Genomic DNA, 15090 nt, shown 5'->3' on the forward strand with positions numbered 1-15090 from the left:
TCTCGGGTGCATCGGTCATCTTTTGCCGCCCCTCACCAATCTGATGCAGTGTCAGATATCGGGAATCATCGGGGCTCTTCCTGGCGGACGCAATGGTCGGTACCCTCGCGCCTTTCGGTTCGCCGCCCCGGCGCCCCGCCCCGTATCCGCGGGCATCGGCGCGACGTCCGCAGAGAGGAACGCCGATGTCCACGGACGCCCGGCTCGTCGAGCAGCTGGACCCGGACACGACGGTGCTGCTCACCGTCGAATGCCAGCGCGGCGTGATCGGCCCCGATGGCGCGCTGCCCGAACTGGCCGAAGTGGCCCGCACCTCCGGGGCGTTGATGCGGATCGCACGCCTGGTGGCCGTCGCTCACGACACCGGCGTCCAGGTGCTGCACGCGATCGCCGAACGCCGTCCCGACGGCCGCGGCGCCAACCGCAACGCCCGCCTCTTCCGGGCTGCCGAGCGGCTACCGGTGCAGCAGGTCATCGGGTCCACCGCGGTGCGCGTCGCCGACCCCATACCGGTGTCGGAGGACGACCTGGTGGTGCGCCGGCTGCACGGGCTCTCACCGCTCGCCGGCACCGACGTGGACCCGCTGCTGCGCAACTTCGGCTGCCGCACCCTCGTCGTCACCGGTGTCTCGGCGAACGTGGCGATCCCGAATACCGTGTTCGACGCGGTCAACCTCGGCTACACGGTGGTGGTCCCCGCGGACGCCATCGCGGGGGTGCCCGCCGACTACACCCCCGCAATGATCCGCAACACCCTGGCGCTGGTGGCCACGGTGACGACCACCGAGGCCGTCCTCACCTGCTGGCGGCGCCCGCGGCATGCTCACTGACCCGGGGCACGGGCGCCAGGGATGCGCTACCTCGCTGCGGTGGCACCTCCTGGGGCGGGCAGGGCCTCCTTGAGGAAGTCGCGTTGGACGCGCAGGAGGTTGGCGTTGACGGCGTCGTCGGCCGGCATGTGTGTGGCGCCGGGCAGCGGCAGCACCGTGTGCGGCCGGCCCGCCGCCAGCAACTCCGCGGAGAAGCGCAGGGTGTGCGCGGCGGCGACGTTGTCGTCCGCCAGCCCGTGGATGAGCATCAGCGGGCGGCGCAGCAGATGGCCGTGGCCGGCAAGAGAGGAGCGCGCGTAGTTCTCCGGTTGCTCATCCGGGTGGCCCAGGAACCGCTCCTTCCAGTGCGTGTCGTACATCCGCTGGTCGGTGGGCGGCGCACCGGCGACCGCAGCGTGGAAGACATCCGGACGGTGCAGGACGGCCGCCGCGGCCAGGAACCCGCCGAACGACCAGCCACGGATCCCCACTCGCCCGAGGTCCAGATCGGGGAAGCGCTCCCCGGCGGCGCGCACCGCGTCCACCTGGTCCTCCAGCGCGGGCCCCAACTGGTCGCCGTGCACGGCCTTCTCCCAGACGGGACCCCGCCCCGGGGTGCCCCGCCCGTCCACCACCAGAACCGCGAAGCCCTGCTCGGCGAACCACTGGGACACGCAGCCGGTCCAGCTTCGCGCCCGTATGGCGAGTTGCATGCCCGGGCCCCCGTACGGGTCGAGCAGGACCGGCAGGCTCCCCGTGCCCGGCCGGTGCCACGACGGGAAGTACAGGGCCGCCCGCAACTCCCGCTTCCCGAGGGAGAGGTGGATCGGTCGCGGCACGATCACCGGTTCCTCGGCGAGCGAGGCGATGGCCTCCGGATGCCGCCGTGCGGGCAGGTGGGGAGAGCCGTGGGCGGAGCCGCTTGCGGAGTCGTGGGCGGCGCTGCGTGCGGAGTCGTGTGCGGGCCGCTGAGCGGGTGCCGAGGCGGGTTCCGGGACGAGTCCCGGGGCGGCCGGTGCGTCGTCGTCCCGTAGGACGTGCACCTGGTGCCCGTGTGGCGTCATGCCCGCCAGGACGGTCGTGCCACCGCGTCCGGTGCCCGTCCAGACGCCGGGATCCCGGCTCAGCCGACGGCAGCCGGTGCCCGGCTCGTGGCACCACACATGGGTCTCCACCGGATCGTCGCTCGCCGTGAACAGCACCCGCTCGCCCTCGACGCCCAGTACGGCGGCCAGTTGCAGCCCGTCCGGCGTGACCCGCCGCCCGCCCACCGTCAGCCGGCGGGTACCGTCCGCGTCCTCCGGGAGCACCAGGGCGCCGGAGGCAGTACGGGACGGGGTGCCGGGCACCAGCTCCACCCACGCGGGATCGGTCCGCTCGTGCCGCGCCTCTGTGGCACCGGTCCCCGGATCGACCGCGAGCGTCCGCACCACCCGCTGGTCCCGGCTCTGCACCGCCACAAACGGGCCGTGCGCGTCCCAGCCCGCATCGACCACGTACTCGTAGGCAGCCCGGTCCCAGGAGACCTCGGTGCGGCCGCCGTCCAGAGTGAGCAGATGGAGCGTCACCTCCGCGTTGGCGGTGCCCGCCGACGGATAGCGGATCACCTGGGGCGGGCGGGACGGGGCCGCCGGGTCGCTGAGGTAGCGCCGCGCCACCGGGGAGGTGTCGACCCGCGCCACCAGGAGACGGTGGCTGTCCGGCGCCCACCAGTAGCCGCGCGACCGACCCATCGACTCGGCGGCGACGTACTCGGCGAGCCCGTAGGAGACCTCCGGCCCCTCCGCCCCCGCCAGCAGCCGGTCGTCACCGTCCAGCCCGACGACGTGCAGCGAACGACCGCTCACATACGCGACACACCGCCCGTCCGGCGACGGCCGTGGATCGACCACCGCACCGGCCGCCGGCACGGAGAACGGCGCACCGCCGTCCGTACGCACCACCCACAGCGCACCGGACAGCGCGAACGCCACCACTCGCACCGCGGCATCGGTCGCATACTCCACCACCCCCACGGAGCGCTCCCGCGCCCGCTCGCGTCGCAACCGCTCCTCCTCGGGAGCGTCCTCGGCACCCCCGCCCACCAGGAGCGCCGGGTCGGCCAACAGCCGCTCCTCACCTGCCTCGTACTGCCACAGCCGTCCGACGGGATCGCTGCCCGACCCGGTACGCACGAACAGCACCCGCCGCCCATCAGGGGAGACGGTGAACTGCCTGGGCACACCGAGGGAGAAGCGCCGGGTGCGGGCGAACTGTTCGGGGAAGGCGGCGGTGTCGGTGTCGTCTGACTGGTGTTGGTGTTTCACGGTGGTGTCCTCCAAGGAGCGGTGACGCGAAGGGCAGGCGCGCATGCATGCCCGTAACGGGTTGTGTGGCGTGCAGAGTTTGCGCACGCCACAGTGCAGGCGTCACCAAGTGGCTGGATAGATACGGGTATACGGGTACGCGTGCGGTCCGGTCGCAGAGCCGGGAATTCGTCGCGCGGTACCGGTGGTTGAACCGGGTGTCGCAAGCCGTTGCCGGGGCCGGGTGTGGGAGGCGGTCCTCGGCGTGTTGCCGTCCTGCCGGGCGTCTGCGCGGGGACGACGGCGGCCTGTGGCGATCGGACAGGCGACGGTCGATCAGAGTCGACTCAGAGCCAACTGAGATTCAACGGATCATACCCGGATGGCAGGGGCGGCCGCAGCGGAACGCAACAGAAGGGCGGAGGACGGCGCGGCAGCGGCGCAACGGGACGGCAGGCGGCGCAACACCCTGCGCTGGCTGTTCACCGGGCGGCCCCGCGCGCTCGCCCCGCACGACCGGGCACAGCTGGCCCGCCGCTTCGTCGCTGATCTCAGGGGATCCGGCCGCTACCCGGACGATCGCGGCGTCCGGCAGCTCGTCGCGGAACTCTCCCGGGAGAGCGCGGAATTCGCCGGCCTCTGGGCGCGCCATGAGGTCGGTGTCAACCGAACCGTCACCAAGACCGTGGACCACCCCGTCGCGGGTGTCCTGGAACTCAGCTGCGAGGTGCTCGCCGTTCCGGATTCCGATCAGCGCGTCATGGTGTACACGACGGCCCCGGGCACGGGTACGGGCCGTGCCCTGCGGGGACTCCGGGAGCGGGCCGAGGAACGGACGGCGGACTGCTGAACGGTCCGGCCGGCTGAACGGTATGGCGAGAGGCGTGAAATCGCCGCGTGCAGCGGGGCGGTCATGGTGCTCGATGGACGCGGTCAGTCAGGCGCCGGCTTGACCTCAAGTCAACTTGAGGTACCAGGTTGGGTGTCATGATTGATGACATCGCATTTTCCCGCTCCCGCGCCTTCTCCTCCGCCGCGTCCGCAGAGGCGCCCGAACTCCGCGACCCCGCACCATCGTCGGCCCCCGCATCGCTGTCCGACCCTGCACCCTTGTCGCATGCCGCACCGCTGTCCGACCGCGCGCCGTCATCCGGTGCCGTACCGCTGTCCGACGCCGCGCTCGGTGAACTGGCCGCGAGGCTCGCGGACGGGACCACGATCGTCGGCATCGGTGCGTCCACCCGTTTCGCCCGGGAGACCTTCGACGTGCAGGACCAGCTCTTCCGCCGGCTGGTCCGGTACCACGGCTTCCGGGCCCTGGCCGTTCAGGACAGCGTCGACGCCGCCGCCCGCCTCGACCGGTACGTGGCCACCGGCGAGGGCACGGCCGCCGCCGCACTGGACGGCGCCTGGCGCCCGATGCGCACCCTTGGGACGGCCGCCGCCCTGGAGTGGATCCGGGGCTTCAACCAGGACCATCCGCACGACCCCGTCCGCATCTTCGGCGTCCAGCCGGCGCGGGCGCGCGCGGAGGACTACGACGCGGTGCTGGCGCACGTCGGCGTCATGGCCCCGGACCGGCTGGCGGAGGTGGAGGCCCACCTGGCGCCGATCCGCACCGCCCATCGCGTCGACGAGCATGTGCAGCGTGCCCGGGGCACCCACCCGGGCCGTCCGTTCGCCGAGCACGCCCGGGACGCGCTGGCGCTGCTCCGTTCCCTGCCCGGCGCCGGGCAGGATGAGGGCGTCCTGGCCCGGATGCGCCGGATCGTGGAGTTCCACGAGCACAGCGTCGCCGGGCGCGGCAGCTACGCGGGCGAGGCCGCGGTGTGGGCCGACGTCCTCGGCGACCAGCAGCGCCGGACCGGGCTGCGCGTCGTCTACTGGGACGGCATCGCGCACACCTCGGCCACCGGCGGCACCCTGGGCCTGGCCCCCGAGCGCGGCCCGCAGCCCAGCGTCGGCAGCCTGCTGCGCGAGCGCCACGGCGCGGGCTACGCCTCCGTGGCCGTCGGCTTCCACCACGGGGACCTCGGCGTCGTCGCCGTCCCCGAGCCGGCCGGCGACTTCCTGGACGCCCGGCTCGGCACGGTGGACCTGCCCGCCCACTGGCTGGATCTGCGCCGGGCCGACGTCCGCCGCCGCTGGGACGGACCGGCGAAGCTCCGCGTCATCAGCGGCGTCTACGACCCGTCCCGGGATGCCCAGGAACACCTCGCGGTGGCCTCCCTCGCCGACGCCTTCGACGTGCTCGTCCACTTCCGTCGGGCGACCCCGGTGGAGTGGCTGTCATAGGCCGCACCACGCTTCCCGGACGCCCGCGAGGACACTTCGGCCCCGGCCAAACGGAAATTCCGAATACTGGATCAGGGCAGCCGGTACGACGCCGTGCCGGTGCCCTCACCAGTCGGCCCGCAGCGCAGAGGGGCCTCTCCCGGCCGGTGCACCGGTGTCAGGCGCCGACGTAAGGCGCCGGCCGGTCTGCGGAATACCGGAGGAAGGAAAGCAGTCGGATGCAGCAGCACGCAGTGTCGGAGTTCCCTCTCACGATCCCGGCGTTGATCACCCCGCGGGCCGAGAAGCTGTATGCCGGCCGGCCGGTGGTCAGCCGGGTCGGAACGGCCCTGCACCGCTCGACCTGGGGCGAAGTGGTGCACCGGGCACGGCGGTTGGCGGGGGCGTTGGATCAGCTCGGCATCCGACCGGGTGACCGGGTGGCGACCTTCGCCGGCAGCACCCACCGGCACCTGGAGGCGTATCTCGCCGTGCCGTCGATGGGCGCCGTGCTGCACACCGTCAACATCAACCTCGCCGCCGAGCAGGTGGCCTACATCGTGGACCACGCCGACGACGCGATCGTCCTCTGCGACCGCAGCCTGCTCGCCGACTGGCGCCGCGTCGAGCCGCACCTGAGCCGCGCCCGGCGCGTCGTCCTCCTGCCCGACACCGACGACACCACCCACGACGGGGACGCGCTGGACTACGAGACGCTGCTGGCCGCCGCCGAGCCCATGGCGACCTGGCCGGCCGTGGCGGAGGACGCCCCGGCCCACACCAGCTACACCACCGGCACCACCGGACTTCCCAAGGGCGTCGTCTACACCCACCGCAGCACCGTCCTGCAGAGCTTCTGCACCGGCCTCGCCGACGCGGAGGGCCTCGGCTCGTCCGAGACCCTGCTGGCCCTGGTGCCGCTGGCGCTCAGTCAGGTCGGGCTGCCGTTCGCCGCCGCCCTGCACGGCACCGCGCTGGTGCTGCCCGGCCGCGACCTGAGCCCGGCCGGCGTCTGCGAGCTGGTGGAGAAGGAACGCCCCACCGTGGCCGTCGGGTTCGGCGCCGCGCTGCCCGGGCTGCTGGCCCACTGGCGCGCCGAGCGCCCCGACCTGTCCTCGGTGCGCCGCATGGTGTGCGGCGGCTCGCCGGTGGCCCGCCCGATCTCCCGGGCGTTCGAGGAGGAGGTCGGCTTCCCGATCGTCCAGGTCTTCGGCATGACCGAGACCAGCGGGCACGGCAGCTTCAGCAAGCTGCCCGCCGACGTCGGCGACGACCCGTCCGAGGAGACCCTTGGGTACTACGCCACCTCCCAGGGCCGCCCGCTGCCCCTGGTGGAGATGCGGATCGCCGACGACACGGGGACGGAACAGCCCTGGGACGGGCGGACGATGGGGGAGTTGCAGGTCCGCGGCCCCTGGGTGGCCCGCGCGTACGCCCAGGAAGGCGCCCGGCCCGACAAGTTCATGGACGGCTGGCTGCGCACCGGCGACGTCGCCGTCATCGACGCCCTCGGCTATGTCCGGATCGTCGACCGGATGAAGGACCTGGTGAAGTCGGACGGCGAGTGGATCTCGTCGCTCAGGGTGGAGGAGGAACTCCTCGGCCACCCGGCGGTCGCCGAGGCCGCCGTCGTCGCCGTCCCCGATGCCAGGACCGGCGAACGCCCCCTGGCCTGCGTGGTGTTGCGCCCCGAGGACGACGGATCGGTGACGGGGGAGCAGCTGCGGGAGTTCCTGGCCGGCCGCCTCGCCCCGACCTGGGTGCCGGACACCGTCGAGCCGGTGGCCGAACTGCCCAGGACCAGCATCGGCAAGACCGACAAGAAGACCCTGCGGGCACGGTACGGCGCGGGCCGGGCCTGACGACCGCCGTCGTCCGCGACCGTTGGCATGGAGGAGGAGATCGTGGGGCACAGCGTGACGACCGGCGCACCGACGCAGACGGTGACGGCACCCGACCGCGTATCGAGCCGTGAGGTGGCCGACCGGCTGGCCCGGCAGGGGCTGGCGCTGCCGGCGCCGTGGCGCATCCCGACCAGCCCGAACCTGCGGATCCCGGCGAAGCTCGTCCGGGTCGTCGGCTCCCGGGCCTTCGTCTCGGGCCATGTGCCGATCACCGAGGACGGGGAGCTCTCCGGGCCGTACGGCAAGATCGGCGACACCGTCGGTCTCCCCTCCGCGCAGGACGCCGCGGTGCGCACGATCCTCGGCATGCTCGCGAGCATCCAGCAGGAGGTGGAGGACCTGGGCCGGGTGAAGGGCTGGTGCCGGCTGCACTGCATGGCCAACTCCGTGCCCGGTTTCATCGACTTCCCCGCCGTCTTCAACCCCGCCTCGCAGCTCCTGCTCGACGTGTTCGGCGAGGAGATCGGCTACCACGCCCGCGTGGCGGTCGGCATGGTCGGGCTGCCGTGGGACGTACCGGTCGAGATCGCGGCGGAACTCGAACTGCACCCCGAGTGAGCACCGGGCGCCGGCCGGCAGCGCACCGGGCGCGGGCCGTGCCCCGTTTCCCAGGCCATCGGAACTCTGTCCGCACAGCGGCCTTCACGGCCTTGTCCGGGCACCATACGGGAGGGCACCACGATGAAGACGCGCAAGCTGGGGGGACTGGAGGTCTCCGCCCTCGGCCTCGGCTGCATGGGCATGTCGCAGAACTACGGCCCCGCCGACCGCGGTGAGTCGATCGCCGCGCTCCGGCGGTCCCTCGACCTCGGTATGACATTCCTGGACAGCTCGGACATGTACGGGCGGGGCCACAACGAGGAGTTGATCGGCGAGGCGATCGCCGGACGCCGGGACGAGGTGGTGATCGCCACCAAGTTCGGCATCAAGGGCTGGTCCGAGGACCGCAGCTTCGTCCTCGACTCCAGCCCGGCGTACGCCAAGCAGGCGTGCGAGGCGTCGCTGCGCCGGCTCGGGGTCGACGTGATCGACCTCTACTACCTGCACCGCAGGGACCGTTCGATGCCGATCGAGGAGATCATCGGCGGGATGGCGGAGCTGGTGACCGAGGGCAAGGTGCGCCACATCGGCCTGTCCGAGGTCAGCGAGGAAACCCTTCGGCGGGCCCATGCGACCCACCCGCTGGCGGCCCTGGAGAGCGAGTACTCGCTGTTCGCCCGGCACGCCGAGCCCGATGTGCTGCCCGCGTGCCGGGAACTGGGCATCGGGGTGGCCGCCTTCTCACCGCTGGGCCGCGGCATGCTCACCGGCACGGTCCGCGACCTGGCGGCGCTCTCCGCCGACGACTACCGGCACACCGACCCCCGCTTCCAGGGCGAGAACCTCGCCCACAACCTCGCCCTGGTGGAGCGCATCCAGGAGTTCGCCGAGGAGGCGGGGGCGACTCCCGGCCAGATCGCGCTGGCCTGGCTGCTGGCCAAGGACGAGCACATCGTCCCCATCCCCGGCACCAAGCGGGTGCGCTACGTCGAGGAGAACGCGGCGGCCGCCGAGGTCGAGCTGACCGGGGAACAGGTCCGTACGCTCGACGAGCTGATGCCCGGCGAGGCGATCGCGGGCGAGCGGTATCCGGAAGGGATCATGCGGACGATCGACGCCTGACGGCGCGGAGCGCGCGGCGGGCGAAGCGGCGCCCGGGAGGCCGGAGTTGCCTCCCGGGCGCCGCCGTGTGGTGCGTGGGCAGCGCCCTGGCGGCCTCGGGCCCGGCCGGTGGCGCGGTGTTCACCGGTCGGGCCCGAAGTCGCTCAGCGACAGTCCGAAGGTCCGGCGCAAGCCCACCAGCCCGGCCGCCGTCGCGGTGACGACCCGGTCGTCCGCGGACACCCGGGTCAGCCACCCCAGGCTGAAGAGCCGCTCGGTCACCGCGGCGGCCAGCCCCCCGGCGATGTGGTGGCGCGGGCCGCTCCAGTCCGCGCAGCCGCGCACGATCGGCCGCCGGGAGCCCTTCAACGGCGCACAGGTGATGCCCAGCGGACGCCACGCGTCCCAGGCGTCGGCCGCCACCTCCCACTCCTGGGCGTGCCGGCGGATCAGGCCGCGTTCCTGCAGTACGTCGGTGAGCGCCACCCCCAGCCGGCCGCCGAGGTGGTCGTAGCAGGTCCGCGCCGTGCTGAGGACGCCCGGGCCGTGGGTCGGCGCCGCGGCCGGCCGGGACAGGCCCGGGGCGACCGAGGCCAGGGCTCTGAGCGCCACTGCGACGTCCTCGCTCGCGAGCCGGTAGTAGGCGTGCCGTCCCACCCGCTCGACATGGAGCACCCCGCCCTCGACCAGCTTGGCCAGGTGCTCGCTCGCGGTGGGCCGGGAAACGCTGACCAGCGCCGCCAGTGAACTGGCCGACAGCGGCTCGCCGGTCGCCAACTCGCTGACCATCAATGCACGTGTCCGGTCCCCCAACAGCTGCGCGACGGTGGCGATATCCGGCCCGATCTCCGGTGTACGTGGCATGTCGATCACCATAATCTGGGGGCGGCCGGAAGAAGAGCTTCGAGCGGCCGTTTCCGGCCAGGCAGACCAGAACTGCACTTCATTATCCAAGAATTCGGGCGGAATCGAGGATTCGGTCTCGTGTCGGAATGAGATCTTCCGACTCGTTGTCGCGGAGCTGCGCTCGCTACCCACACTTAGGCGGCCTCCGAACTGTTCCTCAGGTAGTTTTTCGAACGGGCGGTACGGGGGAAATGATCACGCTGAACCCCCTTGTCGCGCCTGGTACGCCAAGTTGTCCGCTCATTCACGAGAGGGTCCACGCAATGGCTGACAGGATTACCCACCGCGGCACCTACGACGACAAATTCTACTGGGAGCGCGTCGACCGCAATCTCGGCTGGCTCGGCGACACCCCGGAAGAACAGCGGGCCCGCCAGGAGAAGCTCCGCGACTCCGTCATCGGAATCGTCGGCACCGGCGGAATCGGCGGCGCGGTGGCGCTCCGACTGGTCCGCATGGGCGTGCGGAACCTCAAGCTCGCCGACCCCGACCTCTTCGAACTCTCCAACGTGCAGCGGCAGATCGGCGCGGACGTCGAGCACCTCGGCCGCAACAAGGCCGAGGTCGTCGCGGAACTGGCCTACGACCTCACCCGGGACGTCAACATCGACGTGTTCCCGGAAGGCATCACCCCGGAGTCGGCCGAAGAATTCATGGACGGCTGCGACTACGTCATGGACCAGATGGAGTTCTACCAGATCAAGAATCGCTACGCTCTGCACCGGGCGTTCCGCAAGTCCGACCGCTGCAAATTCATGCTCAAGATACCGACGGTGGGACACACCGTCATCGTCTACAAGTACACCAAGGACTCGATGACCATCGAGGAGGTGTACGACATCCCCGAGGACGCCGAGTTCACCCCCGACGTCATCCACAAACTCGTCGAGCGCGCCATCGCGGTCATGCCGTCGTACCCGAGCCGCGAGATGATCGACCACTGGTTCGTCGACATGCAGCGCATGCCCATCTTCGGGGCCTGCCCGCCGATGGCCGAAGGAATCCTCACCGAGCGACTCGCCCTGGAGATCCTGGAAATCCCCGGCCTCGAACCGCTCCCCGTCCAGCCCGGCTACGCCATCTTCGATTCCCTGACCTGGACCGCCAAGATGGTCCCCGGAAAGTGGTGGACCGAGTGAGCGAGCCACCCCCGATCCGGGTCGTGCTCTTCTCCGAAGTCAACTCGAAGCTGGGCGCGCCCTTCCTGTCGATTCTCGCGGAGCACCCGCTGGTCCGCCTGGTCGGCGTGGTCACCAGCCCGCCGGGAAAGCTGTGCCCCTACTTCATCGGGGAAGAGGACCAGGTCGACCTCGAAAAGCAGGCCGGCGAGCGCGGCGTTCCGCTCTTCCGCCCGGCGAAGGTCAACGACCCCGGGCTGATCCGCGAACTGGCCGCACTGCGCCCGGACTACTTCCTGACCGGCAACTACCAGCAGATCCTCAAGCCCGACCTGCTGGCCGTCCCGGCCGTCACCTCGATCAACTTCCACCCCAGCCCGCTGCCGCGCTACGCCGGCTGGGCACCGTTCTTCTGGACGGTCAAGGAAGGCGAACGCGACAGCGGGGTGACCGCGATCGAGATGACGCCGGAGATCGACGGCGGACCGGTCGTCATGCAGAAACGGATCCGGCTGGCCGGCGACGAGACGGCCCTGGAGGTCCGGGAGTCGCACACGATCGCCAACGTGGCGCTGCTGCGGCAGCTCCTCCCGCGGCTCATCGCCCGCGAGTACCCCACCACACCCCAGGACCCCACCCGGCGCAGCTACTTCGGCAAGCCGGGCGACCGCGACTACTGGCTGGACTTCGGCGGGCCGACCGACACCGTCCTGCGCACGGTCCGCGCCGGATACCGCAGCCCCGGTGCCTATGTGCACACCGACCGGGGCGACCAACTCACCGTCCTGACGGCGGAGGACGCGGGACAGGCGTTCCCCGCTCCCGACGTGCCCGGGACGCTGCGCACCGAGTCCGGCGCCCTCTACGCGGCGACCGCGGACGGCTGGCTGCGCCTGTGGTCCCTCGACGTCCACGGCCAGGAGCGGCCCGCGCACGTCGCCGACGGCACCACGCGGTTCGACACCCGCTTCCGGGCCCGCGCCCACGCCTGACGGCCGCCGTCACACGGCCGTCGGACCGCAGCCGACGCTGCGGTCCGGCGGCCGTTCCCCCCACCCGCGACCGTGCCCGGGCCACCCACCATCCCGCCGGCCGCGCCCGGAAACCCTTCCGGCCGTCCGGCCACGAGAGGAACTCCCCTCATGATCGAGCAATCCGTCAGCACCGCCACCGCCACCGCCACCCACGACCACCCCCGCGCCACCGGGGCCCTGGCCCGCCGCGACAACAGCGTCCGGAGCCTGGTGGACTACACCTACCTGTCCGCCACCACCGGCGAACGGAAAACCATCCGCGCGGCCCACCAACTCTACGAACACCTCATCGGTCTCTGGGCGCCCGCCCTCATCGAAACCGCCCATGACCTCGGCGTCTTCGCCTGGCTCGCGGAGCGCCCGGGCACAGCCGAGCAGCTCGCCGACGACCTGGACACCGACCGGCGCGCCACCCGCGTCCTGCTCGACGGCCTCTTCGCCTACGGCGTGCTGGAGCGCTCCGCCGCCGGCGGCGAGGTCCGCTACACCCTGCCCGAGGACTTCCGGCACGCCCTCCTCCCCGGCGGGACCTTCAGCCTGGTGGGCAAGATGGCCCACGACCGGCACGTGGCCTGGGCCGCCTGGCGCAACCTCGGCGACGCCGTCCGGCACGGCACCCGCGACCGGTCCGGCAACGACCGCACCAACCAGATCTCCGAGGCCGACTACGAGGACCTGACCTCCGGCATCAACTTCTGGGCGCCCCCGATCGTCGACGTACTGGCGTCCCACCTCGCCGAATCCGGGTGGCAGCGGCACCGCACCGCCGCCGTCCTCGACGTCGGCTGCGGCACCGGCCTCTACAGCCAGCTGCTGCTCCAACGCTTCCCGTCCTGGACGGCCGAGGGCATCGACGCCCCGCGCATCATCCGCCTCGCCGACCGGCAGGCCGAACGGCTCGGCGTCGCCGAGCGCTTCACCGGCACCGTCCGGGACTTCTGGCAGGACGGCTGGGGCGAGATCGTCGACCTGATCCTGTTCGCCAACATCTTCCACCTCCAGACCGCCGACTCCGTCCAGAAGCTCATGCGCAGCGCCGCCGATGTCCTCGCCCCCGACGGCCTGATCTGCATCGCCGACCAGATCGTCGTCGACGAGGCACGGCCCACCACCGCGCAGGACCGCTTCGCCCTGCTGTTCGCCGCCTCCATGCTGGCCACCGGAGGCGGCGACGCCTACGCGCTGAGCGAGTACGACCAGTGGCTGGCCGAGGCCGGGCTGGAGCGGGTGGCGGTACTGGAGGCCCCGATGCACCGGCTGCTCCTCGTCGGCCACGCCGGCCGGCACCCGCGCACCGCCTGACCGCGCACCGTCCGCAACCCGCGGCGTCGTCGGGCGCGATGGCGCCCCGCCGCGCCCGACGACAGTTCGGCCGGGGACAAACTCCCCGGCAACTAGGCTTTGTTCAGCGAAACGGAGTGGCCACATTCCACATCCGGTCTCCAGCATCCGAAAGAGTGACCATGACAGTGTCCTTATTCGCGGTGGGCGACGTCTTCATCGACCGGGAGAATCCCGAGACCGCATTCCAGACGGCCGGCACATTCCTGAACACCGGAGACGTCGTCTTCGGAAATTGCGAGGGCGTCTTCAGCGACACCTGGGAAAGGGCGCCGAGTTCCGGATCCCCCGTCGTCGCCCCCGGCCGGAACGCCAAGCCGCTCGCCGACGCCGGCTTCCACGTGATGTCCCTGGCCAACAACCACAGCGTGGACGGCGGCCACCAGGCACTGCTCAACACCCGGGACACCCTCCGGGGACTGGGCATCGCCACGGCCGGCGCCGGCGCCGACATCGCCGAGGCACGCACCCCGGCGATCGTCGAACGCGACGGGCTGCGGATCGCCTTTCTCGCCTATTCCTCGGTCTTTCCGCACGGTTACGAGGCCCGCGCCGGGGTGCCCGGACTCGCCCCGATCCGCGCCCACACCCGCTACACGCCGTGGGAACTCAACGAATGGAATCCCGGCCTCCTTCCCCGCGTCACCACGGAGAACTTCCCGGAGGACGTGGCCGCTTTCACCCGTGACGTGCACGCCGCGCGGGAACAGGCCGACCTCGTCGTCACCAGCTTCCACTGGGGCGACTTCACCCGGCCGTTCCTGCTCACCGACAACGAGCGCCGACTGGCCCGGCTCGCCGTCGACGCCGGCGCGGACGTGGTCCTCGGGCACCACCACCACATGCTGCGCGGCATCGAGTTCTACAAGGGCAAGCCGGTCTTCTACGGACTCGGGCACTACGTCTTCGACCTGCCCGACCTCCCCCAGCGCCTGGCCAAGGACGGCTACCTCAGCGCCGCCCGCCCGCAGGACGAGCGTGAACTCAGCCGCCGCTTCGGCGAGTTCCGGATCCGCCCGCAGGAGGAGTACCCCCTGCTGCCCTTCCACCCGGACGCGCGGATGACCGGGGTGGCCGTGGTCCGCGTCGACGCCGGGGGCGTACGCGCCGCGGGCTTCTGCCCCGCCGTGATCGACACCCGTAACGAGCCGGTGCCGGTGGCACCGCAGAGCGAGGACGGCCGGCGCGTCGCCGCCTACCTCGCGGAATGCTGCGCCCAGGAGCAGCTGCCCACCCGCTTCACCCCGCCACTGGCGGGCTCCGGCCTCCCGGCCGGCAGCATCCAGGCCCTTCCGGCAACCGAGTCCGAGCAGTCCGAGCAGTTCGAGGAGCAGGCATGAGCGACACCCAGCGACAGGAAGACAAGGCCGCGGCGGACGAGGCCATCGTGCGCCATGTGGACGTGCCCGGGGTCGGCGACCCGCGCAAGTTCGGCTACGCCCAGGCGGTGACCGCCGGCGGACTGCTCTACATCTCCGGCCAGTTGGGCATCGACGAGGAGTACCAGCCGGTCAGCGACCGCTTCGACGACCAGGCGTACCGGGCGATGGAGAACGTCCGGCGCGTACTGAGCGCGGCCGGCGGCGGCTTCGAGGACCTGGTCTCCATGACCATCTATCTGACCGACATGCGCAACGCGCCCCGCTTCTTCGAGATCCGCCGCGAGATCCTCGGCGACATCCTGGTGTCGAGCACCGCCGTGGCCGTCTCCGGACTCCCGCTGCCCAACCTCCAGGTCGAGGTGCAGTGCGTCGCCCTGGCCCGGCCCACGGCATGAC

Annotated in this window: 13 protein-coding genes; 11 read left to right on the forward strand and 2 right to left on the reverse strand. The window is 71.7% G+C overall.

What is annotated here, in order from left to right; translation table 11 throughout:
- Nucleotides 1-185: 185 nt before the first annotated feature.
- A complete protein-coding gene (locus tag ACRAS8_RS30520) occupies nucleotides 186-830 on the forward strand; it encodes a cysteine hydrolase (protein WP_438489200.1) in 645 nt (214 codons plus the stop codon).
- A 26-nt stretch (nucleotides 831-856) separates the two neighbouring features.
- Here the strand turns inward: ACRAS8_RS30520 and ACRAS8_RS30525 are convergent, their stop codons facing one another.
- The gene (locus tag ACRAS8_RS30525) at nucleotides 857-3115 is read right to left on the reverse strand and encodes a prolyl oligopeptidase family serine peptidase (protein WP_438489201.1); all 2259 of its coding nucleotides are present in this window, start codon (nucleotides 3113-3115) and stop codon (nucleotides 857-859) included.
- Between the two features lie 361 nt (nucleotides 3116-3476).
- On the opposite strand from ACRAS8_RS30525, the gene ACRAS8_RS30530 reads away from it, so the two are divergent.
- The 5 genes from ACRAS8_RS30530 (at nucleotide 3477) to ACRAS8_RS30550 (ending at nucleotide 8934) form a co-directional block, all read left to right on the forward strand.
- Nucleotides 3477-3944: an MmyB family transcriptional regulator gene (locus ACRAS8_RS30530; protein WP_438489202.1), complete on the forward strand. Its 468-nt coding sequence runs from the start codon at nucleotides 3477-3479 to the stop codon at nucleotides 3942-3944.
- A gap of 137 nt (nucleotides 3945-4081) precedes the next feature.
- Nucleotides 4082-5389 carry an erythromycin esterase family protein gene (locus tag ACRAS8_RS30535; RefSeq protein ID WP_438489203.1) on the forward strand — a complete coding sequence of 436 codons (1308 nt, stop codon included), beginning with the start codon at nucleotides 4082-4084 and terminating at the stop codon, nucleotides 5387-5389.
- Nucleotides 5390-5607: 218 nt separating this feature from the next.
- Complete coding sequence (locus tag ACRAS8_RS30540) at nucleotides 5608-7230, forward strand: long-chain-fatty-acid--CoA ligase (protein ID WP_438489204.1); 1623 nt, start codon at nucleotides 5608-5610, stop codon at nucleotides 7228-7230.
- Between the two features lie 42 nt (nucleotides 7231-7272).
- Nucleotides 7273-7830: a RidA family protein gene (locus ACRAS8_RS30545; protein WP_438489205.1), complete on the forward strand. Its 558-nt coding sequence runs from the start codon at nucleotides 7273-7275 to the stop codon at nucleotides 7828-7830.
- Nucleotides 7831-7953: 123 nt separating this feature from the next.
- Nucleotides 7954-8934, forward strand: a complete 981-nt coding sequence (locus ACRAS8_RS30550; protein WP_438489206.1) for an aldo/keto reductase — start codon at nucleotides 7954-7956, stop codon at nucleotides 8932-8934.
- 120 nt (nucleotides 8935-9054) lie between these two features.
- Here the strand turns inward: ACRAS8_RS30550 and ACRAS8_RS30555 are convergent, their stop codons facing one another.
- Complete coding sequence (locus tag ACRAS8_RS30555) at nucleotides 9055-9777, reverse strand: ArsR/SmtB family transcription factor (protein ID WP_438489207.1); 723 nt, start codon at nucleotides 9775-9777, stop codon at nucleotides 9055-9057.
- A gap of 305 nt (nucleotides 9778-10082) precedes the next feature.
- Here ACRAS8_RS30555 and ACRAS8_RS30560 point away from each other — a divergent pair, with 305 nt between their 5' ends.
- From ACRAS8_RS30560 to ACRAS8_RS30580, 5 genes are all read left to right on the forward strand, one after another.
- Nucleotides 10083-10958 carry a ThiF family adenylyltransferase gene (locus tag ACRAS8_RS30560; protein WP_438489208.1) on the forward strand — a complete coding sequence of 292 codons (876 nt, stop codon included), beginning with the start codon at nucleotides 10083-10085 and terminating at the stop codon, nucleotides 10956-10958.
- Complete coding sequence (locus ACRAS8_RS30565; RefSeq protein WP_438489209.1) at nucleotides 10955-11929, forward strand: methionyl-tRNA formyltransferase; 975 nt, start codon at nucleotides 10955-10957, stop codon at nucleotides 11927-11929. The genes ACRAS8_RS30560 and ACRAS8_RS30565 overlap by 4 nt, the downstream gene beginning before the upstream one ends.
- A 150-nt stretch (nucleotides 11930-12079) precedes the next feature.
- The gene (locus tag ACRAS8_RS30570) at nucleotides 12080-13273 is read left to right on the forward strand and encodes a class I SAM-dependent methyltransferase (protein WP_438489210.1); all 1194 of its coding nucleotides are present in this window, start codon (nucleotides 12080-12082) and stop codon (nucleotides 13271-13273) included.
- Nucleotides 13274-13434: 161 nt separating this feature from the next.
- Entirely contained in the window at nucleotides 13435-14652 is a 1218-nt protein-coding gene (locus tag ACRAS8_RS30575) for a CapA family protein (protein ID WP_438489211.1), read from the forward strand.
- Nucleotides 14649-15089 (forward strand): RidA family protein, encoded by a 441-nt coding sequence (locus ACRAS8_RS30580; protein ID WP_438489212.1) that lies wholly within the window; start codon nucleotides 14649-14651, stop codon nucleotides 15087-15089. The genes ACRAS8_RS30575 and ACRAS8_RS30580 overlap by 4 nt, the downstream gene beginning before the upstream one ends.
- Nucleotide 15090: the final 1 nt, after the last annotated feature.

This window comes from Streptomyces sp. S186 (genome assembly GCF_051603415.1).
Taxonomy (GTDB): Bacteria; Actinomycetota; Actinomycetes; order Streptomycetales; family Streptomycetaceae; genus Streptomyces.